Raw genomic sequence first — 24,258 nt, 5'->3', positions numbered from 1 at the left:
TTTGGCCAAAGAAGATGTCATTGAGGTTGAAGGTACGGTAATCGAGCCACTGCCGAACGCTACGTTCAAGGTAGAGCTGGAGAACGGTCATCAAATTCTTGCTCATGTTTCCGGAAAGCTGCGGATGCACTTTATCCGTATTTTGACAGGCGACAAGGTGGTTGTACAGTTATCGCCTTACGATTTAACCAAAGGCCGTATAACGTACCGCAAGTAATTCATGCAGGTTTTTATTAAACGTATGTCATTTAAAAAACTTGTTTTGCTCGGCAAAACGATGTGAATGTTCACGAAGCGAGTTTTACCAGGGTAAAGCTTGGAGGAGGTAATCAACATGAAGGTAAGACCTTCTGTAAAACCTATTTGCGAAAAATGCAAAGTCATTCGCCGCAAAGGGAACGTAATGGTTATTTGCGAAAATCCGAAACACAAACAAAAACAAGGTTAATAGAAGGGGGTGTAGCGTAAAATGGCTCGTATAGCTGGTGTGGATTTGCCACGTGACAAACGCGTTGAGATCGCCTTGACTTACATTTTCGGAATCGGTAAAACGACTTCTCAGAAAATCTTGAAGGAAACAGGCATCAGTGCAAACACGCGTGTTCGTGATTTGACTGAAGATGAAGTGAGCAAATTACGTGAAACGATCGACAAAGAAGTTAAAGTAGAAGGCGATCTGCGTCGTGAAATTTCCTTGAATATTAAACGTCTGACTGAGATTGGGTGCTACCGTGGTGTTCGTCACCGTCGTGGGTTGCCTGTTCGCGGACAACGTACTAAAACTAATGCTCGTACCCGTAAAGGTCCTCGTCGGACTGTAGCGAACAAAAAGAAATAAGAAGGGAGGATAACATTCAATGGCTAAACCGAAAAAAGTTGTACGTACAAAACGCCGTGACCGTAAAAATATCGAAACTGGCGTGGCACACATCCGTTCCACGTTCAACAACACGATCGTTACGATCACAGATCCACACGGTAACGCAATCTCTTGGGCCAGCTCAGGCGGCATGGGATTCCGTGGTTCCCGTAAATCTACTCCATTTGCAGCGCAAATGGCCGCAGAAACTGCTGCTAAAGCTGCTATGGAACACGGCATGAAAACTGTCGAAGTCATGGTTAAAGGACCTGGTGCAGGTCGCGAAGCAGCAATCCGCTCTTTGCAAGCTGCTGGTTTGGAAGTTAACCTGATCAAAGACGTAACTCCGGTACCTCATAACGGATGCCGTCCTCCAAAACGTCGTCGCGTCTAATGAGATTTCTCCTCTGCGTGTAGTATAGATCCGGCACAAACTGCCAAGAATGGATGTTTAGGTATACTGCATGATAGACTATGGATAAGGTGAATGTTTCATATAGGAGCGACGTTTTGAAGGAGGGATATTGCAGTGATAGAAATCGAAAAGCCGAAAATTGAGACGGTTGACGTCAATGATGATGGCACCTATGGAAAATTCGTAGTAGAACCGCTGGAACGCGGATACGGTACGACGCTGGGAAACTCGCTTCGCCGTATTCTGTTATCCTCGTTACCGGGGGCAGCAGTCACATCGGTTCAGATCGATGGGGTTCTGCACGAGTTTGCAACGGTTCCCGGTGTGAAGGAAGACGTAACGGAGATCATTCTGAACTTGAAAGCTTTATCGCTTAAAATCCACTCGGATGAAGAGAAAGTACTCGAAATCGATGCGGAAGGCGAAGGAGTTGTAACGGCAGGAGATATCCGTGCGGATAGTGATGTGGAAATTCTTAATCCGGATCTTCACATTGCTACGCTCGGACCGGGTTCGAGACTTCACATGCGTATTTTTGCCAATCGCGGTCGCGGTTACGTTAAGCAGGATCGGAACAAACGTGATGACCAGCCGATCGGCGTCATTCCCGTCGACTCCATCTACACTCCGATTGCACGCGTGAACTACGGCGTAGAAAATACGCGTGTCGGCCAGGTTACGAATTATGACAAGCTGACACTTGAGGTTTGGACTGACGGAAGTATTCGTCCCGAGGAAGCAGTGAGCCTTGGAGCCAAAATTTTGACCGAGCATGTGATGTTGTTCGTGGGTCTCACGGACGAGGCAAAAGATGCTGAAATTATGGTTGAAAAAGAAGAAGACAAGAAAGAAAAAGTTCTTGAAATGACGATCGAAGAGCTGGATCTCTCCGTCCGTTCCTATAACTGCCTTAAGCGCGCTGGTATCAATACGGTACAAGAACTCACGACTAAATCTGAAGAAGATATGATGAAGGTCCGTAACTTGGGTCGCAAATCTTTGGAAGAAGTACAAGAGAAGCTCGAGGAACTTGGTTTAGGACTTCGTACGGAAGAATAGTACAGCAATGTTTTTGTGAAGGAGGGGAAATTACATGGCATACCAAAAATTGGGCCGTAACTCCAGTGCCCGTAAAGCTTTGTTTCGTGATTTGGTAACCGATCTGTTCTTGTATGAGCGTATCCAAACTACTGAGGCTAAAGCGAAAGAAGTTCGTTCTATTGCTGAAAAACTGATCACCAAAGCGAAAAAAGGAGATCTGCACGCACGTCGTCAAGTGGCTGCGTTCGTTCGCCGTGAAACTTTGGATGGTGAGCAGGATGCAATCCAAAAGCTGTTTAGCGAATTGGCTACACGTTACACTGAGCGTCCAGGTGGATACACTCGTATCCTGAAATTGGGACCTCGTCGTGGCGACGCCGCTCCAATGGTATATCTGGAATTGGTTGACCGCGCGTAAACAGGCGAAGATGAGGGAAGGGTGGACAGAATCGGCTTGATTCTGAACAACCCTTTTTTTCTCTTGGAGGAGTCCTTGAGGGGCTTCTCCTTTGTTATGTTCGGTTATTCCTTGTAAGGCCAGAGACTACCCCTACAAAGGTGTGAGAAGCATGCGGAACTTGTGCATGAAGGTGAACTATGACGGAACCCACTATGATGGCTTTCAGACGCAGCCTAACGGTAACACCATTCAGGACTGCCTTGAACATGCTATTTACTCATTGACGGGCGAGCGTCTTAAAATTACAGGCTCAGGCCGTACAGATGCAGGTGTACATGCATACGGGCAGGTATTCAATTTTCACACTGAATCGCCGATTCCGTTACAGCGCTGGTGTCTGGCACTTAATGCCTGGTTGCCTCGTGATATCATCGTTACGGATGCGAGAGAGGTGCCACTGTCCTTTCATGCACGCCGCATGGCGAAGCGGAAGACATATCGGTACAGTATTAATGCGAACCGGTTTCCGGACATCTTTCACCGTCGTACACAGGCCCATCATCCAACGAGTCTGGATGTAAGAGCGATGGAGGAAGGGTTAGCTCATTTAGTTGGCACCTTTGACTATACTTCGTTCGCATCTCGACGTTCCCAAAAGACGAATCATGTTCGCACTATTTACGAAGCCTATATGACAGTAGACCATTCCTTTTCACGTCCGGACTCGGATGATCAAGGAATTATCCATACTTATATTACAGGTAGCGGATTTTTGCAGCACATGGTTCGGATTATTATGGGTACTTTGCTGGAAGTGGGAGAAGGCAAAAAATCGTCGGATGATATTCCTTCCATTTTGGAGGCGAAAAATCGTTCAAAGGCCGGACCTACGGCCGTTGGACACGCTTTAACGCTCTGGAATGTAGAGTACGACGAAAACATCAAAAAACATTGATTTTACCCTTGCGGAATTGATGGTTATCCTGTAATATAAAAGTTGTGTTTTCTTAATGGCTTTCCCACAGCCCCAATTAAGATAATCACTTTAAATTAACATCTAATCCATCAATAATGCAGCAACTTAACGAACGAAGATAAATGATGATTTCTGTTAACGAACTTAAGGAGGATACTTTTCATGCGTACTACGTATATGGCGAAGCCAAATGAAGTTGAGCGCAACTGGCACATCATTGATGCCGAAGGCAAAACGCTCGGCCGTCTGGCAAGCGAAGCGGCTGCGTTGATTCGCGGCAAACACAAGCCACAATTTACACCACATGTGGACACAGGTGATTTTGTTGTTGTAATCAATGCGGAAAAAATCGTATTGACCGGTAAAAAAATGGAGAACAAGAAGTACTACCGTCACTCCCTGCATCCGGGTGGTCTGAAAGTAACGGTTGCACAAGAAATGGTTAAGAACAAGCCTGAGCGTATGTTGGAATTGGCTGTTCACGGTATGCTTCCTAAAACTCGTCAAGGCGAGAAAATGAAGCTGAGACTTAAAGCTTACAGAGGCACTGAGCATCCACATGCAGCACAAAAACCTGAAGTTTACGAACTTCGCGGATAATTAAAAGGGAGGACAGTTTCATGGCACAAGTACAATACTATGGGACAGGTCGTCGTAAACATTCGGTAGCTCGTGTTCGTCTCGTACCGGGTGAAGGACGCATTGTCATCAATAAGCGTGATATTAATGAATATTTCGGTTTGGAAACTCTCAAACTGATCGTAAAACAACCACTGAACCTGACAGAAACAGTTGGCAGCTATGACGTACTCGTTATCGCTCATGGTGGTGGTATCTCTGGTCAAGCCGGCGCAATTCGCCACGGTATTTCCCGTGCTCTGTTGAAAGCAGATCCGGAATTCCGTCCAGCTTTGAAAAAAGCAGGCTTCTTGACTCGTGACCCACGTATGAAAGAACGTAAAAAATACGGTCTCAAAGCCGCTCGTCGTGCACCACAGTTCTCGAAACGTTAATATTTCGAATACAGAAGAACCTTTTCCTTATGGAAAGGGTTCTTTTTTATTTAGTCATTTCCTGATTATTATCCACATGTGGATAAGTAGACTTACTCTAAAATTCATGGGCTTCAGCATGTTTCTGCGAATACATAAATAACCGCATGCAAATGCATGGAACACGAAAAGTTATCCACGATGTAATTGAAGACGATATTGTTATACACAAATACAGTTGGCTATTTCCACGGAGTTTATTCTGTAATGTTTATAACCTGTGACTAAAATATAATGTTCGACTATCAAATTAGCCTCATCTTAATATTCTCTGCTAAGTGCTGTTTCACGAGATACTTTGCTTTCAGTTGTTTATGTAAAGTTCCTTGATATGTTCTGGCTGGTACTGTCTATGCCTCTTGTACAGTTGTTTTGGGCGTAGCTAGGGATACGGCAAGGAATACCTCTTTTTATTTGTGTGCACTGAGAGAAGGACGCTCTTTAGCCTAGTACTGTCCGCTTTCTATGCTACTGCAATGGCAACGGCGATGTACATGTTACTGGTAATGGAAATAGTCTACACAGCAATCGCTCCAAACTATAACCGGGAGCACCATGTATTGTCCGACTGTGTCTACCCTCATAAAATTGACCCTCCTTGATGACAGGCTTTAAATAGGCTTCCAGTAGCGATAAGAGTCTTGCTTGTGTCCAGTGGATCAATTCCTCGGGAATTGCCTCTACAAGCGCTTTAGGATTGGATAGAGGCATAATAAGAGTTCAGCGCGCAGTCATTTCTTTTATAATTTCCACAATGAAAGCATCGCTGACGCCAGAGCTCCAGAATAGTGTAGTCGATTTCATCTGGCTAAAAATTCGAGTAAAGGCTAGTTTGCCTTCATCTGAACTCGTCCACATACGGACTTCATCTTTGGAATGCAAAATAAGAGCTTTGAAACCTAAAGTTATTTTCAATTCCCTCGGCTAGCACCCTTCGATAATCTTAGATTCAGAAACGATGTTGCTTTCTTCTACAGATGATTCTTGCTTGATCAAGCAACCCAAAGCTGTTCAGCATTGCTGCCGCGCACTAGGCCAAGATTAGGATACGCTGCTCCTAGATGCCTCTAAAGCATTTCACTCAGAAGATCCACAAGCATATGTATAGTACAATAATACATTTTGGCTATAGAAATCATTCAACTAAGTAATTTTGCGTAGCAAGGTAGGTTGTCAAATAAATGCTTATCCGCACGTTCGGCTTGCTCTTCCAAAGTCAAAACCATAGGGCATATTCCTTCAAGGACCAAAGTATTCCCATATATTGTTATATGAGAAAGCCCTTTGTTTAAAAGCGTACTGGTGGTACGCCTTTGTCTTCGGCAGAGTAGAGAACAAGCCGTCTTTGTTGACGTAAAAAGCCTCCATTCAAGCATACCTTCAGCTACACTAGTTATTTTTAGTAACCAAAGAGCCTATGGACCATTTTCAAGTGTTTGGTATAAGAATATTTTATATAAAGCCAATGAACTTGGTTGGATACGCAAGAAAGCATTAAAGAATGCTGACAGAACAACATTCCTGCAAATTTGGGTAGATAAATGCTTACATCAGGACATTTTGCCTTGGATTGACAATGATTGTGAAAGTTTTATACTGTATTTAATCTTATTAGTTTAGTCGGTATTGAAATGCCACTTATTTATGAATCTTCATATGGAGGCGCATTGATAATGAATTTATTGGAGAAAGAAGCGTTGATTAGAGTCAAGGCAATTGAACTGGAAGAGGCTACGCCAGAGGAAGTTATCCAGTATGCTGTTCTTACATTTCCCAATCTTACCTTTGCTTGTAGCTTCGGAGCAGAAGATGTAGTACTAGTAGATATGCTTCAAAAAATTAGCCCTTCCACCGACATTTTTTACTTGGACACCGACTTTCATTTTCAAGAAACTTACGATACGCGAGATCAGATGAAAGCCAGATATAATTTGGATTTTGTCAGGGTCTCTCCCTTAATTACTCCTGAAGAGCAAGCGGCTGAGCATGGAGAGGAACTGTGGAAAACAGATCCTAACACATGTTGTGGTATACGCAAAGTTGAGCCCCTGACACGCATTTTGTCACAATACGATGCATGGATTACTGGTATTCGCCGGGATCAGGCCCCTACCCGTGCGAATTCAAAAAAGGTAGAGTATGATGAAAAGTTTGGACTCGTTAAATTTAATCCCTTGGCAAGCTGGACATCCGAGGATGTATGGAACTATATCCGTACTCATGAAGTACTGTATAATCCATTGCATGACCGCAATTATCCCAGTATCGGTTGTGAGCAATGTACCCGTGAAGTTCTACCAGGTGAAGACCCTCGTGCGGGTCGCTGGTCAGGCAATGAGAAAACAGAGTGTGGGCTCCATCAATAAAATGGTATTCAGGTAACTATGAGTCGTATTTATGAAGAGAAGGGAAGTGCATTATGACTGCAATTCTTCCGCATGGCGGAACACTTGTTGATAAAATCATTACAGGACCGGAGCAAAAAGCACTTTTGCAGGCTGCAGGAGAATTGTTTCCTATCCGTGTAAACTCATGGACCATTTCTGATCTGGATTTGATTGGAGTGGGAGCTTTCTCTCCTTTGACGGGGTTTATGAATGAATCTGATTATCGGTCGGTGGTAACAGATATGCGTCTTGCCGATGGTACAGTCTGGAGTATTCCCATTACTCTTGCAGTTGTAGAAAGTGTAGCCAGTGAACTGAAATTAGGTCAGCAGGTGGCTTTGGTGGGTGAAACAGACGATACTATCTATGCTGTACTTGATATTGAAAGTATTTATCAGGTAGATCAGGCTGAGGAAGCCAGACGAGTATTCAAGACCGATGACCCTGCTCATCCTGGCGTAAACAAACTGTTAGATCGACCTGCTACGTATGTTGGTGGATCTGTGCAAGTGCTGAATCGGCCGGAGTCCACACAATTTAGTGAGTTTTACTATACACCATCACAGACACGCGACTATTTTGTAGAAAAAGGCTGGAAAACAGTGGTCGGTTTTCAAACACGAAATCCGGTACACCGGGCGCATGAGTACATCCAGAAAAGCGCGATGGAGATTGTGGATGCTTTGTTTCTAAACCCACTCGTTGGTGAAACCAAGTCAGATGACGTTCCGGCAGATGTGCGTATGAAGAGCTATCTGGTGCTGCTGGACAATTATTATCCGGCTGATCGGACTTTTCTGGGGGTATTTCCTGCTGCCATGCGATACGCGGGTCCTAGAGAGGCCATTTTCCATGCTATTGTGCGAAAAAACTATGGCTGCACCCATTTTATTGTTGGAAGGGATCATGCCGGGGTAGGAGACTATTATGGTACCTACGAAGCACAGGAAATTTTCAGGCACTTTACACCTGAAGAGCTGGGGATTACTCCATTGTTCTTTGAACACAGCTTTTATTGCACTCGATGTGGAAATATGGCCTCAAGTAAAACATGCCCACATCCCAAGGAGCATCATTTGACGCTCTCGGGCACCAAGGTACGGGAATTATTGCGCTCTGGGGTTTGCCCGCCACCTGAATTTACACGACCGGAAGTTGCTCAAGTGCTGATTGAAGGTATGAAAGAATTTGTTCATGCCTGAGTTGTACTATCTACACGCCTCGTCCCATATAGATTATTAGTATCTGTATAGGACGGAGGCGTTTTGTTATGCAAAAAAATAATCGTAAACACGAGGTTACACTGTGGATTCGCTATCGGACGTTGCAAAAAATGCTGTTGGGCTGTTGTCTCGCCGTTCTGTTTATTACACTGGCATTGTATGAGATACCTGCTTCGAGAGCTTGGACCCATTGGAGTTTACCCCTTACCGGTAAAGTAATTGCTATAGATGCTGGACACGGAGGGCCTGATGGAGGGGCGGTTAGCAAAGAAGGAATTATTGAAAAGGATATTAATCTGGCAATCGCTTTTTATTTGCGGGATTATTTGCAGCAAGCAGGTGCTGTTGTTGTCATGACACGTGAGGATGACCGCGACCTGGCGCAGCAAGAAACGAAAGGTTATTCCAGAAGAAAAACGGAGGATTTGAAGCAGCGTGTGCGTATAATTGAGGAGCAGAAAGCGGACCTCTTTCTAAGTATTCATATGAACAGTATTCCGTCGAGCCGTTGGAGTGGAGCCCAGACCTTTTACGTTCCTAACCATGCAGATAACGAGAATTTGGCGTCTTTAATTCAGGAAGAAATCAAACGCAACTTGGAAAATACGGACAGAGTGGCTAAGACCGTGAACACAGTTTATTTATTGAAAGCTCTCAAAATGCCATCAGCCCTTGTAGAAGTCGGATTTTTGTCCCATCCAGAGGAAGCCAGACGACTAAGTGACGTGAACTATCAAAGGCAGGTGGCGGCGTCCATATATAAGGGGATTTTGCGTTACAGTGCCGGGGAAAAGGGGATCTCACCAGCACCTGAGGCCAGATAGTGGTATACTGTAAGTGTTTACCACTCCGTAATTCATTAAAGCAGAGGTGCTGATAATTCATGCAATCAAGAGAGCAAGTTATAGAGCTACTTCAACAAGTACGGGAGCCTCAAACAGGACGCCGTCTAGTCGATCTCCATTTTATTCGGGATGTGGTTGTTAAAGAGGATCGGGTATCCCTGACCGCTATTAGTTTGAATAGCCAGGAAGAGACGTGTGCAGAACTGGAGCGGGAAATCCGGCAGACGTTAGAAGAGGCGGGATTAAGCCACGTCCATATTCGTATTCGTGAGGCATCTGAGCATGAAAAGTCCGCAATTCAAGCTGTGGAGAATACCGAGGAAGCCGCTGACCCGGTTTTGACCAAAGGACATGCTGTCGGTATGGAAGAACATGAGCTGCTTAGCCCAGCATCTGGCGTCCGGTTTATTGCCATTGCAAGCGGAAAAGGTGGTGTCGGAAAATCGACAGTAGCTGTAAATTTGGCTGCTGCTTTAGCTAGACAGGGGAAGCGTGTGGGTTTAATTGATGCGGATATCTATGGATTTAGCGTGCCGGATATGATCGGGGTGGAGGAGGTTCCTTCTGTCGAAGATGGTATCATTCAGCCGGTGGAGCGATTCGGTATCAAAATCATGTCTATGGGGTTCTTTGTCAGAGAGAACAATCCGGTGATTTGGAGAGGTCCCATGCTGGGGAGAATGCTCAGACAGTTTTTTAGTGATGTTGAATGGGGACAACTGGATTATATGATACTCGATTTACCACCAGGGACTGGCGATGTAGCGCTTGACGTACATCAAATGATTCCGCAGAGTGAAGAAATCATTGTCACTACCCCACATGCAACTGCAGCTTTTGTAGCTGCACGTGCAGGGGCTATGGCGCTCCAAACAGATCATAAGGTCATTGGTGTTGTGGAGAACATGTCCTATTATGTATCCTCCACCGGAGAAAAGGACTATGTTTTTGGACGTGGTGGCGGGGCTATGCTGGCAGATACCCTTCATACGAAGCTGCTGGCGCAAATTCCACTGGGTATCCCAGACAATCACCCTTCAGAAGCCGACTTTTCTCCATCCGTATATAAATCCGAGTCGGCGACAGGGGCAATTTACAATGATATTGCTGCTCAAATTACGACGTTGCACGCGGAATTTGAATAAGAAAAAAAGGCTGGTTGTTGAACCAGCCTTTTTATTATTGGCCTCCACCTTGTTCTCCTTCGCCTCCACCACCACCACCACCACCACCATCTTGCTTCTGATCAGCAGAGCCACCTTGCTCACCGCTTTTTTTCTCAACCTTAGGTTGGAGTTCCTCTTGTACGACAGTTTTAAGTAAATTCATGACTTCAAGCCGAAAAATCGGATTCTGCATGGCATCATGCATGACTGTCATAGATTGTTTGCGATATTCAGGAGTTTTAGTTAAGTCCATATACATCTTGGTCAGTTCTGGCGACTTAAGCATCGCTTCAATTGATTTTTGATAAGAAGGGTCTTTTATAAGTTGCATATGAAGCTGTTTGCTTTGGCTGTTGATGGCTTTGGCAAATTCTCCGGCAAAACGCGGATCAGTCATAATTTTTTCGATTTCTTTTTTATATTCAGGTGATACCAAAGTATCTTTGACTGCGATCTTCATCTGTTCAGCCGATTGCATGGGCATAAGCATTTTCATTCCCATGCTGCCACCAGATCCACCACCAGCCCCACCCTCTTCACTGCTTTGACCGGATTGTCCTTCTTTTGAAGTGCTTTCCCCGGTTAAAGCCTCTTCTACGGCTTTTTTTCCGTCATCGCTTTTCAAGATATCGACAACCATCGTTTTCATCTCTTTATAACTGTTCTGGGGGGGCGCAGAACCCTGATCCGAGCCGCAGCCACTCAGTGCAACGCTCAGTACGCATACCGTGCTAACAAATCGCAAACGAGTCCAATTCATGGCCGTATTCCTCCTTCATCATGAATGTGGATAGTATGCGGATGAATGCGGAGAAATATGTCGATTTGCTTTTGGTTTTTAGCTGAGAACGATGTAAAATAACTCCTTAAAGACCCAGTGCCTGATCGCGCACCTCTTTGCCTTTTACTGTACCCTGTTGAAGCAGTTCAGATACAGTCACGAATTCATAGCCTTGTGCGCGCAACTTGTCGATAATGACGGGCAAGGCTTCATGTGTTTGTTTACAGGAATCACTGGCATGCAGAAGGACGATATCGCCAGGATGCGCTTTATTTACAACACGGTCGATTATGACCTGAGTACCAGGGTTTTTCCAGTCCAGGGAATCTGTATCCCACTGAATGGTTTTGTAGCCTAAAGTGCTGGCAACCTGAAGGACCCTTTTATCAAAGTCGCCATTAGGCATACGGATCAACTTCGGGGACTGTCCCGTCAGTTCGGTTAATGTGGTATGAGCAATGGAAATCTGCTTACGAATATCTTCATCGCTTAAGCTACTGTAATTTTCGTGTTTATGGCCATGACTGCCGATCTCAAATCCGCTTTCTTTAATCTGATTCACAAGCTCTGGATGTGTTTTACTCCAAGGGGCAGAAAGAAAAAAGGTGGACTTGGTCACTTTTTTATCCTCAAGGACTTTTAAGATGGGGGCAGTACGCTTATCACCCCAACTAATATCAAAGGTGAGAGCGATCAGCTTTTTGTCCGTGGGTACACTATAAATAGCGGTTGGTGCTTCCTCGGAAAAAACCGTAACATTATCGGTTTCTACATAAATGACTCCAACAGTAAAGACGGCTGCAGCCATTACGATTAAGAATCGTTTGATTTTTTTACCGTTCAATACATAGAAAAAAGAATTCATGGTTAATAACGCCCCTTTCATCGAAGTGCTTGTTTACTTAAAGCTATGCCGGGGGTTGTCAATTATTCCATTGAACCAATAGGAGGAATTATCAAATGGGATTAAAAGCATTTTTTCACGATTTACACACGACAAGACGGTTAATTTTAATCTCTGCATTTCTTTTCTGCACAAGTATTATGGTGGGATGGTTAAGTACAGGCACTATTCAATCCATGCTGGCGCAACAAATGGAGGGACTGGGAGAAGTAGCGCAGCGCTTGCAGAATTCTGACCATCCACAATGGAGTTTTTTTGTATTCATCTTTTTCAATAATGCAATTAAATGTGTGCTGGTTATATTTATGGGGGCAGTATTTGGAATCGTACCGTTTATATTTTTAATTGTGAACGGTATGGTTTTAGGGTTTGTAGTACACTTGCAGACAGATATGGGAAGAAGTATGTATGAAGTTGTTGTCAAAGGGTTACTGCCTCACGGTGTGATTGAATTGCCTGTTTTGATTATCGCCTGTGCCTTCGGATTGAAGTTTGGAATCAACATAATGTCTACTATAGGTACAAGCATAGGGCTAAAGCGCAAAGGAACTGGCCCAGTGTGGGATTTATTTATGAAACAAACGTTGAGGGTGTCCATATGGTCTGTCATCTTACTGCTTATAGCAGCTGCAATTGAGAGTGGCATAACTTATCGTTTATTGTCACAATAAAATATTATGGCCAATTATTTATATATTTCCTGAAAATTGAACATAACAAAGGGGAGAGCCTAAAGAGAAGCTGAAGATTAATCGGGGTAAGTTTGAAACCTTAGCAGTTGAGTTTAAAAACAGGTAAAGATTGGAACAATAGTTGAGCAAATATAAGTACTATATAATCTGCTGATAAGGGAGTATGGTCATATGTTGGGAATGCTGTTTAACGAAAAAGAATGCAAGGAACTTGACTACGTTCTTCGTAAGGAGCTAGATGAAATGCTGCTTGATATGAGCGATACTCGATTGGATCAAGATATTCGCTACGCAATCGCACTACGATATAAAACAGTCTTTCGCATGTATGCCCGTTTTGCACCCGCCAAGGAACTATCAAAATATGCTCGCAGAGGGCGAGTCCCACAAACCAAACAATGAAAAGATAAGATGAAACTATATCAGAGATATCAGGAAGTAAACTATTTTAAAAAGATTATACTTTCTGATATCAAAAAAAGTATTGACTCTATTCAATATTCATGGTAAATTAATTTTCGTTCCTTTTTGAAGGATTAGCTCGAAAAAAAGAAATTGAAAAAACTCTTGCAAATTCTAAAAAGAGATGATATATTATAAAGGTCGCCACTGAGACGCGGTGACGAGACAAAGTAAGACATTATGCAAGTTTGATCTTTGAAAACTGAACAACGAGTGAGTACGGATTTTGTTTACAAAATCCAACGCTGAAATTTTGGTACATGCCGTCAGGTTGTATAAAATGGAAGCGAACAAGAGATATTTTATCTCGTCAGTTTCAAAATGAGCTTATCGCTCTTTCTATAAACCAACTTCGGTTGGTCTTTAATGGAGAGTTTGATCCTGGCTCAGGACGAACGCTGGCGGCGTGCCTAATACATGCAAGTCGAGCGGGGTTGTTTAGAAGCTTGCTTCTAAACAACCTAGCGGCGGACGGGTGAGTAACACGTAGGCAACCTGCCCACAAGACAGGGATAACTACCGGAAACGGTAGCTAATACCCGATACATCCTTTTCCTGCATGGGAGAAGGAGGAAAGACGGAGCAATCTGTCACTTGTGGATGGGCCTGCGGCGCATTAGCTAGTTGGTGGGGTAAAGGCCTACCAAGGCGACGATGCGTAGCCGACCTGAGAGGGTGATCGGCCACACTGGGACTGAGACACGGCCCAGACTCCTACGGGAGGCAGCAGTAGGGAATCTTCCGCAATGGGCGAAAGCCTGACGGAGCAACGCCGCGTGAGTGATGAAGGTTTTCGGATCGTAAAGCTCTGTTGCCAGGGAAGAACGTCTTGTAGAGTAACTGCTACAAGAGTGACGGTACCTGAGAAGAAAGCCCCGGCTAACTACGTGCCAGCAGCCGCGGTAATACGTAGGGGGCAAGCGTTGTCCGGAATTATTGGGCGTAAAGCGCGCGCAGGCGGCTCTTTAAGTCTGGTGTTTAATCCCGAGGCTCAACTTCGGGTCGCACTGGAAACTGGGGAGCTTGAGTGCAGAAGAGGAGAGTGGAATTCCACGTGTAGCGGTGAAATGCGTAGATATGTGGAGGAACACCAGTGGCGAAGGCGACTCTCTGGGCTGTAACTGACGCTGAGGCGCGAAAGCGTGGGGAGCAAACAGGATTAGATACCCTGGTAGTCCACGCCGTAAACGATGAATGCTAGGTGTTAGGGGTTTCGATACCCTTGGTGCCGAAGTTAACACATTAAGCATTCCGCCTGGGGAGTACGGTCGCAAGACTGAAACTCAAAGGAATTGACGGGGACCCGCACAAGCAGTGGAGTATGTGGTTTAATTCGAAGCAACGCGAAGAACCTTACCAGGTCTTGACATCCCTCTGATCGGTCTAGAGATAGACCTTTCCTTCGGGACAGAGGAGACAGGTGGTGCATGGTTGTCGTCAGCTCGTGTCGTGAGATGTTGGGTTAAGTCCCGCAACGAGCGCAACCCTTATGCTTAGTTGCCAGCAGGTCAAGCTGGGCACTCTAAGCAGACTGCCGGTGACAAACCGGAGGAAGGTGGGGATGACGTCAAATCATCATGCCCCTTATGACCTGGGCTACACACGTACTACAATGGCCGGTACAACGGGAAGCGAAATCGCGAGGTGGAGCCAATCCTAGAAAAGCCGGTCTCAGTTCGGATTGTAGGCTGCAACTCGCCTACATGAAGTCGGAATTGCTAGTAATCGCGGATCAGCATGCCGCGGTGAATACGTTCCCGGGTCTTGTACACACCGCCCGTCACACCACGAGAGTTTACAACACCCGAAGTCGGTGGGGTAACCCGCAAGGGAGCCAGCCGCCGAAGGTGGGGTAGATGATTGGGGTGAAGTCGTAACAAGGTAGCCGTATCGGAAGGTGCGGCTGGATCACCTCCTTTCTATGGAGAATCGTTTCCTGCAACGGAAACATTCAAATATGAAGCGTAAGCTTCAAAACTCAGGTTTAGGCCTGTTACTCACTCGTTGCTCAGTTTTGAGAGCTCAAACTCTCGAACGTTTGGTGGCGATAGCGGAGGGGTTCCACACGTACCCATCCCGAACACGACCGTTAAGCCCTCCAGCGCCGATGGTACTTGGACCGCAGGGTCCTGGGAGAGTAGGACGTCGCCAAGCGAAACCACTAAAGAAGAACTTCTTTGGTGGTTTATTATGGGCCCTTAGCTCAGCTGGTTAGAGCGCACCCCTGATAAGGGTGAGGTCGGTGGTTCGAGTCCACTAGGGCCCACCATATAACTTTATATTTCCTTTTGGGGCCATAGCTCAGCTGGGAGAGCGCCTGCCTTGCAAGCAGGAGGTCAGCGGTTCGATCCCGCTTGGCTCCACCAAAAAGATTTATTATCATTGCACCTTGAAAACTGGATACCGAAACGAAATTGCGTTTTAGAATATTCCTTTAAGCTGATCTTGTGTAAACAAGTGAAATAAAGGTAGCAGGTAAGGAAAGATCTTTTGCCTTTGGCAAAAATCATTCTTTATCGAACATCGACATTTTCTTTCTTTGAAAGAAAAGTCTAGGTTAAGCTACAAAGAGCACACGGAGGATGCCTAGGCGCCAGGAGCCGACGAAGGACGTGGCGAACAACGATAAAGCCTCGGGGAGCTGTAAGCAAGCTTTGATCCGGGGATGTCCGAATGGGGAAACCCGGCTGTCTTCATCGACAGTCACTTTCTGCTGAATACATAGGCAGAATAGAGGCAGACCAGGGGAACTGAAACATCTAAGTACCCTGAGGAAGAGAAAACAATAGTGATTCCGTCAGTAGCGGCGAGCGAACGCGGATTAGCCCAAACCAAGGAGCTTGCTCCTTGGGGTTGTGGGACGTCTCACATGGAGTTACAAAGGAACCGGTTAGATGAAGAGGTCTGGAAAGGCCCGCCAGAGAAGGTAAAAGCCCTGTAGTTCAAAACTTGTTCTCTCCGAGACGGATCCCGAGTAGTGCGGGGCACGTGAAACCCCGTATGAATCCGGCAGGACCATCTGCCAAGGCTAAATACTCCCTGGCGACCGATAGTGAAGCAGTACCGTGAGGGAAAGGTGAAAAGCACCCCGGAAGGGGAGTGAAATAGATCCTGAAACCGTGTGCTTACAAGAAGTCAGAGCCCGATCTATGGGTGATGGCGTGCCTTTTGTAGAATGAACCGGCGAGTTACGTTCCCGTGCAAGGTTAAGGTGAAGAGCTGAAGCCGCAGCGAAAGCGAGTCTGAATAGGGCGAATGAGTACGTGGACGTAGACCCGAAACCGGGTGATCTACCCCTGTCCAGGGTGAAGGTGCGGTAACACGCACTGGAGGCCCGAACCCACGCATGTTGAAAAATGCGGGGATGAGGTGGGGGTAGCGGAGAAATTCCAATCGAACCCGGAGATAGCTGGTTCTCCCCGAAATAGCTTTAGGGCTAGCCTCGGAAATAGAATCGTGGAGGTAGAGCACTGATTGGGTGCGGGGCCCGCAAGGGTTACCAAGCTCAGTCAAACTCCGAATGCCATAGATTTAGTTCCGGGAGTCAGACAGTGAGTGCTAAGATCCATTGTCGAAAGGGAAACAGCCCAGACCATCAGCTAAGGTCCCCAAGTGTGTGTTAAGTGGGAAAGGATGTGGAGTTGCACAGACAACCAGGATGTTGGCTTAGAAGCAGCCACCATTGAAAGAGTGCGTAATAGCTCACTGGTCGAGTGACTCTGCGCCGAAAATGTAACGGGGCTAAACACACCACCGAAGCTATGGCTTGATGCATTGCATCAGGGGTAGGGGAGCGTTGAATGCGGGTTGAAGGTGTACCGTAAGGAGCGCTGGACTGCATTCAAGTGAGAATGCCGGTATGAGTAACGAAAAGATCTGTGAGAATCAGATCCGCCGAAAGCCTAAGGGTTCCTGAGGAAGGTTCGTCCGCTCAGGGTAAGTCGGGACCTAAGGCGAGGCCGATAGGCGTAGTCGAAGGACAACAGGTCGAAATTCCTGTACCACCGTAATCCGTTATGAGCGATGGGGTGACGCAGTAGGGTAGTGACGCGGACTGATGGATGTCCGTCTAAGCAGTGAGGCTGGTGTGTAGGCAAATCCGCACATCGTAAGGCTGGGCTGTGATGGGGAGCGAAAATTATAGTAGCGAAGGTCATGATCTCAGACTGCCAAGAAAAGCCTCTAGCCAGGAGAAGGTGCCCGTACCGCAAACCGACACAGGTAGGCGAGAAGAGAATTCTAAGGCGCGCGGAAGAACTCTCGTTAAGGAACTCGGCAAAATGACCCCGTAACTTCGGGAGAAGGGGTGCCTCGGTAGGGTGAATAGCCCGAGGGGGCCGCAGTGAAAAGGCCCAAGCGACTGTTTAGCAAAAACACAGGTCTGTGCGAAGCCGCAAGGCGAAGTATACGGGCTGACGCCTGCCCGGTGCTGGAAGGTTAAGGGGAGTGGTAAGCCTTCGGGCGAAGCTATGAACCGAAGCCCCAGTAAACGGCGGCCGTAACTATAACGGTCCTAAGGTAGCGAAATTCCTTGTCAGGTAAATTCTGACCCGCACGAATGGCGTAACGACTTGGGCGCTGTCTCAACGAGAGATCCGGTGAAATTTTAATACCTGTGAAGATGCAGGTTACCCGCGACAAGACGGAAAGACCCCATGGAGCTTTACTGCAGCTTGATATTGAATTTGGGTACGATCTGTACAGGATAGGTGGGAGCCGTTGAACTTTGAGCGCCAGCTTGAAGGGAGGCATCCTTGGGATACCACCCTGATCGTATCTAGGTTCTAACTTGGTACCGTGATCCGGTGCGAGGACAGTGTCAGGTGGGCAGTTTGACTGGGGCGGTCGCCTCCTAAAGAGTAACGGAGGCGCCCCAAGGTTCCCTCAGAATGGTTGGAAATCATTCGAAGAGTGCAAAGGCAGAAGGGAGCTTGACTGCGAGACCTACAAGTCGAGCAGGGACGAAAGTCGGGCTTAGTGATCCGGTGGTACCGCATGGAAGGGCCATCGCTCAACGGATAAAAGCTACCCTGGGGATAACAGGCTTATCTCCCCCAAGAGTCCACATCGACGGGGAGGTTTGGCACCTCGATGTCGGCTCATCGCATCCTGGGGCTGAAGTAGGTCCCAAGGGTTGGGCTGTTCGCCCATTAAAGCGGTACGCGAGCTGGGTTCAGAACGTCGTGAGACAGTTCGGTCCCTATCTGTCGTGGGCGTAGGAAATTTGAGAGGAGCTGTCCTTAGTACGAGAGGACCGGGATGGACGTACCGCTGGTGTACCAGTTGTTCCGCCAGGAGCACCGCTGGGTAGCTATGTACGGAAGGGATAAGCGCTGAAAGCATCTAAGCGTGAAGCCCCCCTCAAGATGAGATTTCCCAATTAGTAAGACCCCTTGAAGACGACGAGGTAGATAGGTTGGGGGTGGAAGTGCAGTAATGCATGGAGCTGACCAATACTAATCGGTCGAGGGCTTATCCTAAAAATAAAACGCAAATGAGTTTCGGATCCAGTTTTCAGGGTGTAACCTTGAAGGTATGTAGAAATACATACAAGCGCATGGCTATTCATTCACACGATAAGTGATGAACCGAATAACCGTACGGGAGAATTTGCACAGCAAATTCATGTTTGGTGGCGATAGCGGAGGGGTTCCACACGTACCCATCCCGAACACGACCGTTAAGCCCTCCAGCGCCGATGGTACTTGGACCGCAGGGTCCTGGGAGAGTAGGACGTCGCCAAGCAGAGCTTTATGATTAATATTCCCTGATAGCTCAGTTGGTAGAGCACTCGACTGTTAATCGAGTTGTCACAGGTTCGAGTCCTGTTCGGGGAGCCATTTGCTCTCATAGCTCAGCAGGTAGAGTGCATCCATGGTAAGGATGAGGTCACCGGTTCGAACCCGGTTGAGAGCTTGTTATAGGATGGCCCGTTGGTCAAGGGGTTAAGACACCTCCCTTTCACGGAGGTAACAGGGGTTCGAATCCCCTACGGGTCATAGGATATTATGGAGGCTTAGCTCAGCTGGGAGAGCATCTGCCTTACAAGCAGAGGGTCGGGGGTTCGAGCCCCTCAGCCTCCACCATTTTTCATCCTCTTACCTGGATGAAATCTTGGGGAATTGTGAATCATATGCATATTGGGGATTAGCCAAGCGGTAAGGCAACGGACTTTGACTCCGTCATGCATAGGTTCAAATCCTATATCCCCAGCCATTAAGAGCCATTAGCTCAGTTGGTAGAGCACCTGACTTTTAATCAGGGTGTCGAAGGTTCGAGTCCTTCATGGCTCACCATTGTATTACATGCGCGTGTGGCGGAATTGGCAGACGCACTAGACTTAGGATCTAGCGTCTTTGACGTGGGGGTTCAAGTCCCTCCACGCGCATCTTGTTTTTGCGGACGTGGCTCAGCGGTAGAGCATCGCCTTGCCAAGGCGAGGGTCGCGGGTTCGATTCCCGTCGTCCGCTCCATATTTGCGCCCTTAGCTCAGCTGGATAGAGCGTTTGACTACGAATCAAAAGGCCGGGAGTTCGAATCTCTCAGGGCGCGCCATATTTTAAAAAATTATATCGGGATGTAGCTCAGCTTGGTAGAGCACCTGGTTTGGGACCAGGGGGTCGCATGTTCAAATCGTGTCATCCCGATACTATTTTGCGGGTGTAGTTCAATGGTAGAACTTCAGCCTTCCAAGCTGATAGCGTGGGTTCGATTCCCATCACCCGCTTACCGATTACCTAGAAGCCGAAAGGCTTCTTTTTATTTTGTCCACATTACATTTACTTCTATGTATATAAGCTAGTGCAATTATGTCTCCTGTCATGCACAGTTGGGGATGACTTGTGCATATTGTACATAGGCTCTTGTTACTTTTGACACCTAGATCCCGAATTTCCCCTCTAACGTTCCCCTTTCTCCTGCAGTAAGGCTAATTTCGTGATCAAATCCTTTAAATATAGGAATCCTATAGCTATTATGGTACGAATTCATGGTGATAACTCAACAGTTGCTCTTGGGTTGTGCACATTTCCCTTTATTTATGTGGGTAAAAAGCGAAGTGTTAAAGAGGAAATACCCTAGAAACACTGAGAAAATGGCTAATTTGTGTATATCTTTGTGGATAGAAGGCTAATGGAGTTGACTTTGTCAACAAATAATAAACATATACACACTATGTCGCATGAATTTGTACCTTTAAAAACACACTCTTTATAAGAGACTGTGCATAATGTTTCACGCATCACTAGTGTATACATTCATTTCTATTTATTAATTTCATATTTATTCATAACAATCCAATATTTTCTCGAAAGAAGTAATTCAAAAAGATGATTTTTTACTGTAAATTTTGCAGCTTTTCATGCGTTTTTATTGTATGATGTTAAGAAAGTGTCAAATTTCGTGTGTATACGTACCTTTGCTACAACTGTATATGGTGTGGAACAGATCAGATGGGGGGAAAAGCATGACTGAGCTTACGTTAACCGCTAACAAAAACCAATCCAACAATCTGCTACGGCGGGACGTTCGTTTTCTAGGGAATATTCTTGGTGAGGTTTTGGTTCATCAGGGTGGCAACGAACTTTTGGATATCGTGGAGAAAATACGTGAGACAAGTAAATCGTTACGTGCCGGGTATCAGCCGGAGTTGTATGAGAATTTCAAACAAATGGTCAGCGGACTGGATACGGATATTCGTCACCAGGTTATTCGCGCGTTTGCGATTTATTTTCAGTTGGTGAATATCGCTGAGCAAAACCATCGTATTCGTCGTAAGCGGGATTATGAGCATTCCGCTGGTGAAGATGTTCAGCCCGGTTCCATTGAAAGTTCCGTTCAGGAGCTTAAACAAGGGGGCTTCTCCGCTGAGGACGTTAGCAACTTGCTGAAAGAGCTCTCTTTGGAGCTAGTCATGACCGCACATCCTACAGAAGCGACACGACGAGTAATTCTGGATATCCACAAGCGCATTTCCGAGGACGTCATGCTGCTGGATAATCCGATGCTTACCTTGCGTGAGCGGGAACAGGTACGGGAGAATCTGCTAAACGAAGTAATTACGCTGTGGCAGACAGATGAGCTGCGTGATCGCAAGCCAACTGTATTAGATGAAGTGAGAAATGGAATGTATTATTTTCACGAGACCTTGTTTCATGTACTCCCAGATGTGTACCAAGAATTGGAACGATGTTTGGACAAATATTATCCCGAACAAAAATGGCACATACCCACTTATCTGAGATTTGGTTCCTGGATCGGTGGAGACCGAGACGGCAATCCGTCTGTGACAGCTCATGTGACTTGGGAAACGTTACGTATGCAGCGCAAGTTGGCTTTGAGAGAATATCAGCACACGTTAAAGGAACTCATGGGTTACTTGAGTTTCAGCACCAGCATTGTGCGAGTTTCCGATGATCTGCTGGCTTCTATTGAAGAAGACCGTACACACATTACACTTAAAAAGATGGAAGTATGGCATAACGAAAAAGAGCCATATCGCATTAAACTGGCATATATGATTGCTAAAGTGAACAACATCCTGGATGAAAGCAAACAGGGCACCAATGAGCGTTATAATTCTGCGGAAGAGCTCATTGCAGACCTAAATGTTATTGATAACAGCCTGCGTCATCATTTTGCCGATTATGTAGCAAACACATATATTCAAAAGATGATTCGCCAGGTAGAGTTGTTTGGATTCCATACAGCTACGCTGGATGTGCGTCAGCATAGTCAAGAACATGAAAATGCGATGACTGAAATTCTTTCTAAAATGAATATTGTGTCGGATTACAGTAAGCTGTCAGAAGAAGAAAAAATAAATCTGCTGGAAAAGCTGCTGAATGAACCTCGTCCGATTACTTCACCGTATTTAAAATATAGCGATAGTACACAGGAATGTCTTGACGTATATCGTACGATTTATTTGGCTCAGGAGGAATTCGGCAAGCAGTCCATTACAAGCTACTTGATCAGTATGACTCAGGGAGCCAGTGACTTACTGGAGGTTATGGTCTTATCCAAAGAGGTAGGCCTGTTCCGCATCGAGAAGGATGGTACTGTTATCTGTACGCTGCAATCCGTCCCTTTGTTCGAAACGATAGATGATCTGCATGCTGCACCTGATATTATGAGAAGATTGATGAACTTGCCTGTATATCGACAATCTGTGGCTGCGATGGACCAGCTTCAGGAGATTATGCTGGGATACTCGGACAGTAATAAAGATGGCGGTGTGGTTACAGCGAACTGGGAACTTCGGGTCGCTATGAATAGCATTACGGAAGTAGTTAATGAGTTTGGCGTAAAAGTGAAGTTTTTCCACGGTCGTGGAGGTGCGCTGGGTCGTGGTGGAATGCCACTTAATCGCAGTATTTTGGCTCAGCCTCCTCATACGATTGGAGGCGGAATCAAGATTACGGAGCAAGGCGAAGTACTATCATCCCGATACTCGCTTAGAGGCATCGCGTACCGGAGCTTGGAGCAGGCAACATCGGCGCTGATTACGGCTGTGGCATATCATCGTTCCGGGAAGAAGGAAGTGTTTGAGGAGAGCTGGGAGGAGATTATCGCCCGCATTTCCCAAGTATCACTGGATAAGTATCAGGATTTGATTTTCCGAGATCCAGATTTCTTCAACTTCTTCAAAGAATCTACACCGTTGCCTGAGGTGGGCGAGCTGAATATTGGATCTCGTCCGTCCAAGCGTAAGAACAGCGAACGTTTTGAGGACTTGCGCGCCATTCCATGGGTTTTTGCATGGACACAAAGCCGTTACTTATTACCTGCGTGGTATGCGGCTGGAACAGGTTTGCAAAGCTTCTATCAAAACAATGAGGATAACCTTAAAGTGCTGCAAACGATGTTTAGGGACTCTGCTTTCTTCCGGTCACTTATTGATACACTGCAAATGGCAATCGCTAAAGCGGATTTACTGATTGCAGAAGAGTACGCTGGGATGTCGGATAACGAAGAGGCCCGGCAGCGCATTTTCGGACAGATTTCAGCGGAGTTCAAGCTGACATCTGAGTTGATTTTGAAAATAACCGGACAATCCGAGATTTTGGACGACGTGCCGGTTATTCAGGAATCTATCCGGTTGCGTAATCCTTATGTTGATCCGTTAAGTTACTTGCAGGTTCAATTGCTAAGTGAGCTACGGGAGCTGCGGGATCAGAACGGTGATGACACTGAAATGCTGCGTGAGGTATTGTTGACGATTAACGGAATTGCCGCAGGCTTAAGAAATACGGGCTGATATAGTGTGGTTGTACGAATACAGGCAATCGGGTACTCATGGGGTGCCCGATTGTGCTGTTTGTATATTGATGGCAGGTGTGCTTGCAGTTAGTAACAATACTACAGTTGATTTCCGGATAAAATTAAACTACGATGAATAATCATAAACATGTAGTAAGTAACCCATCAGCAAGTCTGGGGGAGTATAGAGTGGATAATATGGAAAGCCGCTTGGTGAGGCTGGTACAGAAAGGTGATCAGCGAGCTTTTGCGGAGTTAGTCGAGTTATATAAAGATCGGATTTTTCATCTTTCCTACCGGATGCTAGGTAATCGCCATGAGGCGGAGGATCTGGTGCAGGAAACTTTTTTGCGTGTGTATCGTAATTTGGAAAAATACGATCATGGACAGAAGTTCTCAACCTGGATTTATCGAATTGCTACAAATCTGTGCATTGATCGTCTGCGAAGGAGAAAACCTACATACTCACTTGATGCTGAAATGAATGATCAGGAAGGTGTCGATGGGTACGCCATGCTCGCCAGTGAAGAGCTTACCCCTGAGGGGAGTACGCTTCTGTCCGAAACGCAGGCTTTAATTCATGACGCCATTGACAGCCTTCCGGATAAATATAGGACGATTATGGTTTTACGGTACTTGCAGGAGCTTTCCTTACAGGAAATCAGTGATGTGCTCAATCTCCCAGTCACCACGATTAAGACAAGAGTACACAGGGGCCGGGATTTTCTGCGCAAAAAACTGGAGCACAAGCTATAGATCATGCGCATAGATTCTAGGAAAAGAGTCTGCGTAGAT

20 protein-coding genes, 13 tRNA genes and 4 rRNA genes are annotated in these 24,258 nt (G+C 46.1%); 34 read left to right on the top strand and 3 right to left on the bottom strand.

All coding sequences use genetic code 11. From position 1 onward, the window contains the following. Position 1 precedes the first annotated feature (1 nt). From infA to rpsI, 9 genes are all read left to right on the top strand, one after another. Complete coding sequence (gene infA, locus MKY24_RS23620) at positions 2-217, top strand: translation initiation factor IF-1 (RefSeq protein ID WP_006212898.1); 216 nt, start codon at positions 2-4, stop codon at positions 215-217. 117 nt (positions 218-334) lie between these two features. Then, positions 335-448 (top strand): 50S ribosomal protein L36, encoded by a 114-nt coding sequence (gene rpmJ / locus MKY24_RS23615; RefSeq protein ID WP_003333770.1) that lies wholly within the window; start codon positions 335-337, stop codon positions 446-448. A gap of 21 nt (positions 449-469) precedes the next feature. Continuing rightward, on the top strand, positions 470-838 hold the full coding sequence (rpsM, locus tag MKY24_RS23610; RefSeq protein ID WP_007432560.1) for a 30S ribosomal protein S13: 369 nt from the start codon (positions 470-472) through the stop codon (positions 836-838). Between the two features lie 19 nt (positions 839-857). Continuing rightward, entirely contained in the window at positions 858-1,253 is a 396-nt protein-coding gene (gene rpsK / locus MKY24_RS23605) for a 30S ribosomal protein S11 (RefSeq protein ID WP_013312144.1), read from the top strand. A gap of 135 nt (positions 1,254-1,388) precedes the next feature. After that, entirely contained in the window at positions 1,389-2,333 is a 945-nt protein-coding gene (locus MKY24_RS23600) for a DNA-directed RNA polymerase subunit alpha (RefSeq protein ID WP_007432558.1), read from the top strand. Positions 2,334-2,367: 34 nt separating this feature from the next. Further along, a complete protein-coding gene (gene rplQ, locus MKY24_RS23595) occupies positions 2,368-2,733 on the top strand; it encodes a 50S ribosomal protein L17 (RefSeq protein ID WP_013312143.1) in 366 nt (121 codons plus the stop codon). A 151-nt stretch (positions 2,734-2,884) separates the two neighbouring features. After that, positions 2,885-3,670: a tRNA pseudouridine(38-40) synthase TruA gene (gene truA / locus MKY24_RS23590; RefSeq protein ID WP_023990555.1), complete on the top strand. Its 786-nt coding sequence runs from the start codon at positions 2,885-2,887 to the stop codon at positions 3,668-3,670. 183 nt (positions 3,671-3,853) lie between these two features. Then, positions 3,854-4,291, top strand: a complete 438-nt coding sequence (rplM, locus tag MKY24_RS23585) for a 50S ribosomal protein L13 (RefSeq protein ID WP_013312141.1) — start codon at positions 3,854-3,856, stop codon at positions 4,289-4,291. Positions 4,292-4,311: 20 nt separating this feature from the next. Then, positions 4,312-4,704, top strand: a complete 393-nt coding sequence (gene rpsI, locus MKY24_RS23580; protein WP_013312140.1) for a 30S ribosomal protein S9 — start codon at positions 4,312-4,314, stop codon at positions 4,702-4,704. Between the two features lie 507 nt (positions 4,705-5,211). On the opposite strand, the gene MKY24_RS23575 is transcribed toward rpsI, so the two are convergent. Then, positions 5,212-5,454 carry a hypothetical protein gene (locus MKY24_RS23575; RefSeq protein ID WP_339200993.1) on the bottom strand — a complete coding sequence of 81 codons (243 nt, stop codon included), beginning with the start codon at positions 5,452-5,454 and terminating at the stop codon, positions 5,212-5,214. 962 nt (positions 5,455-6,416) lie between these two features. Here MKY24_RS23575 and MKY24_RS23570 point away from each other — a divergent pair. From MKY24_RS23570 to MKY24_RS23555, 4 genes are all read left to right on the top strand, one after another. Beyond that, positions 6,417-7,109, top strand: a complete 693-nt coding sequence (locus tag MKY24_RS23570; RefSeq protein ID WP_068939394.1) for a phosphoadenylyl-sulfate reductase — start codon at positions 6,417-6,419, stop codon at positions 7,107-7,109. A 53-nt stretch (positions 7,110-7,162) separates the two neighbouring features. Continuing rightward, the gene (gene sat / locus MKY24_RS23565) at positions 7,163-8,332 is read left to right on the top strand and encodes a sulfate adenylyltransferase (protein WP_339200992.1); all 1,170 of its coding nucleotides are present in this window, start codon (positions 7,163-7,165) and stop codon (positions 8,330-8,332) included. 68 nt (positions 8,333-8,400) lie between these two features. Then, a complete protein-coding gene (cwlD, locus tag MKY24_RS23560; protein WP_069080586.1) occupies positions 8,401-9,177 on the top strand; it encodes an N-acetylmuramoyl-L-alanine amidase CwlD in 777 nt (258 codons plus the stop codon). 59 nt (positions 9,178-9,236) lie between these two features. Then, a complete protein-coding gene (locus MKY24_RS23555; RefSeq protein ID WP_023990487.1) occupies positions 9,237-10,343 on the top strand; it encodes an Mrp/NBP35 family ATP-binding protein in 1,107 nt (368 codons plus the stop codon). Positions 10,344-10,377: 34 nt separating this feature from the next. On the opposite strand, the gene gerD is transcribed toward MKY24_RS23555, so the two are convergent. Together gerD and pdaB are read right to left on the bottom strand one after the other, a co-directional pair. Further along, positions 10,378-11,124 (bottom strand): spore germination lipoprotein GerD, encoded by a 747-nt coding sequence (gene gerD, locus MKY24_RS23550; protein ID WP_339200991.1) that lies wholly within the window; start codon positions 11,122-11,124, stop codon positions 10,378-10,380. Between the two features lie 106 nt (positions 11,125-11,230). Continuing rightward, positions 11,231-12,010: a polysaccharide deacetylase family sporulation protein PdaB gene (gene pdaB, locus MKY24_RS23545; RefSeq protein ID WP_053326182.1), complete on the bottom strand. Its 780-nt coding sequence runs from the start codon at positions 12,008-12,010 to the stop codon at positions 11,231-11,233. A gap of 95 nt (positions 12,011-12,105) precedes the next feature. Here pdaB and MKY24_RS23540 point away from each other — a divergent pair, with 95 nt between their 5' ends. The 21 genes from MKY24_RS23540 (at position 12,106) to sigW (ending at position 24,219) form a co-directional block, all read left to right on the top strand. Continuing rightward, positions 12,106-12,720 (top strand): stage II sporulation protein M, encoded by a 615-nt coding sequence (locus tag MKY24_RS23540; RefSeq protein WP_339200990.1) that lies wholly within the window; start codon positions 12,106-12,108, stop codon positions 12,718-12,720. Positions 12,721-12,912: 192 nt separating this feature from the next. Continuing rightward, positions 12,913-13,143: a hypothetical protein gene (locus MKY24_RS23535; protein ID WP_013312131.1), complete on the top strand. Its 231-nt coding sequence runs from the start codon at positions 12,913-12,915 to the stop codon at positions 13,141-13,143. A 423-nt stretch (positions 13,144-13,566) separates the two neighbouring features. After that, positions 13,567-15,122: ribosomal RNA gene (locus MKY24_RS23530) — 16S ribosomal RNA — on the top strand. 118 nt (positions 15,123-15,240) lie between these two features. Continuing rightward, a 5S ribosomal RNA gene (gene rrf / locus MKY24_RS23525) occupies positions 15,241-15,357 on the top strand. 38 nt (positions 15,358-15,395) lie between these two features. Then, positions 15,396-15,472: transfer RNA gene (locus MKY24_RS23520), tRNA-Ile, on the top strand. Between the two features lie 21 nt (positions 15,473-15,493). Beyond that, a tRNA-Ala gene (locus MKY24_RS23515) sits at positions 15,494-15,569 on the top strand. A 189-nt stretch (positions 15,570-15,758) separates the two neighbouring features. After that, positions 15,759-18,683 (top strand): 23S ribosomal RNA (locus MKY24_RS23510). 148 nt (positions 18,684-18,831) lie between these two features. Beyond that, positions 18,832-18,948: ribosomal RNA gene (rrf, locus tag MKY24_RS23505) — 5S ribosomal RNA — on the top strand. Together the 16S, 23S and 5S rRNA genes with 13 tRNA genes alongside form the textbook arrangement of a ribosomal RNA operon. Positions 18,949-18,967: 19 nt before the next feature. Beyond that, a tRNA-Asn gene (locus MKY24_RS23500) sits at positions 18,968-19,043 on the top strand. A gap of 3 nt (positions 19,044-19,046) precedes the next feature. Continuing rightward, positions 19,047-19,119: transfer RNA gene (locus MKY24_RS23495), tRNA-Thr, on the top strand. Between the two features lie 11 nt (positions 19,120-19,130). Beyond that, positions 19,131-19,202 (top strand) — tRNA-Glu (locus MKY24_RS23490). An 11-nt stretch (positions 19,203-19,213) separates the two neighbouring features. Continuing rightward, a tRNA-Val gene (locus MKY24_RS23485) sits at positions 19,214-19,289 on the top strand. Positions 19,290-19,344: 55 nt separating this feature from the next. Further along, positions 19,345-19,419, top strand: a tRNA-Gln gene (locus MKY24_RS23480). Between the two features lie 4 nt (positions 19,420-19,423). Then, a tRNA-Lys gene (locus MKY24_RS23475) sits at positions 19,424-19,499 on the top strand. Positions 19,500-19,510: 11 nt separating this feature from the next. Continuing rightward, positions 19,511-19,591: transfer RNA gene (locus tag MKY24_RS23470), tRNA-Leu, on the top strand. Positions 19,592-19,601: 10 nt separating this feature from the next. Then, a tRNA-Gly gene (locus tag MKY24_RS23465) sits at positions 19,602-19,676 on the top strand. A 5-nt stretch (positions 19,677-19,681) separates the two neighbouring features. Next, a tRNA-Arg gene (locus MKY24_RS23460) sits at positions 19,682-19,758 on the top strand. Between the two features lie 18 nt (positions 19,759-19,776). Continuing rightward, a tRNA-Pro gene (locus MKY24_RS23455) sits at positions 19,777-19,850 on the top strand. A gap of 9 nt (positions 19,851-19,859) precedes the next feature. Next, positions 19,860-19,930: transfer RNA gene (locus tag MKY24_RS23450), tRNA-Gly, on the top strand. A 738-nt stretch (positions 19,931-20,668) separates the two neighbouring features. Next, a complete protein-coding gene (ppc, locus tag MKY24_RS23445; protein ID WP_264454484.1) occupies positions 20,669-23,461 on the top strand; it encodes a phosphoenolpyruvate carboxylase in 2,793 nt (930 codons plus the stop codon). 191 nt (positions 23,462-23,652) lie between these two features. Beyond that, entirely contained in the window at positions 23,653-24,219 is a 567-nt protein-coding gene (sigW, locus tag MKY24_RS23440) for an RNA polymerase sigma factor SigW (RefSeq protein WP_016818747.1), read from the top strand. The last annotated feature ends 39 nt before the right edge of the window (positions 24,220-24,258 follow it).

This window comes from Paenibacillus sp. FSL P2-0322 (assembly GCF_037975315.1).
In the GTDB taxonomy this organism is placed as follows: Bacteria; Bacillota; Bacilli; order Paenibacillales; family Paenibacillaceae; genus Paenibacillus; species Paenibacillus polymyxa_B.
The sequence above is the reverse complement of the archived record's forward strand: the minus strand, read 5'-3'. Positions and strand labels throughout refer to the sequence as shown.

What these genes read in the sequence shown, in the direction of transcription:
- pdaB (WP_053326182.1), bottom strand. Translation starts at nt 12,010, where the DNA reads ATGAATTCTTTTTTCTATGTATTGAACGGTAAAAAAATCAAACGATTC.
- sat (WP_339200992.1), top strand. Translation starts at nt 7,163, where the DNA reads ATGACTGCAATTCTTCCGCATGGCGGAACACTTGTTGATAAAATCATT.
- rpsI (WP_013312140.1), top strand. Translation starts at nt 4,312, where the DNA reads ATGGCACAAGTACAATACTATGGGACAGGTCGTCGTAAACATTCGGTA.
- rplM (WP_013312141.1), top strand. Translation starts at nt 3,854, where the DNA reads ATGCGTACTACGTATATGGCGAAGCCAAATGAAGTTGAGCGCAACTGG.
- rpmJ (WP_003333770.1), top strand. Translation starts at nt 335, where the DNA reads ATGAAGGTAAGACCTTCTGTAAAACCTATTTGCGAAAAATGCAAAGTC.
- ppc (WP_264454484.1), top strand. Translation starts at nt 20,669, where the DNA reads ATGACTGAGCTTACGTTAACCGCTAACAAAAACCAATCCAACAATCTG.
- MKY24_RS23570 (WP_068939394.1), top strand. Translation starts at nt 6,417, where the DNA reads ATGAATTTATTGGAGAAAGAAGCGTTGATTAGAGTCAAGGCAATTGAA.
- MKY24_RS23535 (WP_013312131.1), top strand. Translation starts at nt 12,913, where the DNA reads ATGTTGGGAATGCTGTTTAACGAAAAAGAATGCAAGGAACTTGACTAC.
- rpsK (WP_013312144.1), top strand. Translation starts at nt 858, where the DNA reads ATGGCTAAACCGAAAAAAGTTGTACGTACAAAACGCCGTGACCGTAAA.
- MKY24_RS23555 (WP_023990487.1), top strand. Translation starts at nt 9,237, where the DNA reads ATGCAATCAAGAGAGCAAGTTATAGAGCTACTTCAACAAGTACGGGAG.
- cwlD (WP_069080586.1), top strand. Translation starts at nt 8,401, where the DNA reads ATGCAAAAAAATAATCGTAAACACGAGGTTACACTGTGGATTCGCTAT.
- MKY24_RS23575 (WP_339200993.1), bottom strand. Translation starts at nt 5,454, where the DNA reads ATGCCTCTATCCAATCCTAAAGCGCTTGTAGAGGCAATTCCCGAGGAA.
- rplQ (WP_013312143.1), top strand. Translation starts at nt 2,368, where the DNA reads ATGGCATACCAAAAATTGGGCCGTAACTCCAGTGCCCGTAAAGCTTTG.
- gerD (WP_339200991.1), bottom strand. Translation starts at nt 11,124, where the DNA reads ATGAATTGGACTCGTTTGCGATTTGTTAGCACGGTATGCGTACTGAGC.
- MKY24_RS23540 (WP_339200990.1), top strand. Translation starts at nt 12,106, where the DNA reads ATGGGATTAAAAGCATTTTTTCACGATTTACACACGACAAGACGGTTA.
- rpsM (WP_007432560.1), top strand. Translation starts at nt 470, where the DNA reads ATGGCTCGTATAGCTGGTGTGGATTTGCCACGTGACAAACGCGTTGAG.
- truA (WP_023990555.1), top strand. Translation starts at nt 2,885, where the DNA reads ATGCGGAACTTGTGCATGAAGGTGAACTATGACGGAACCCACTATGAT.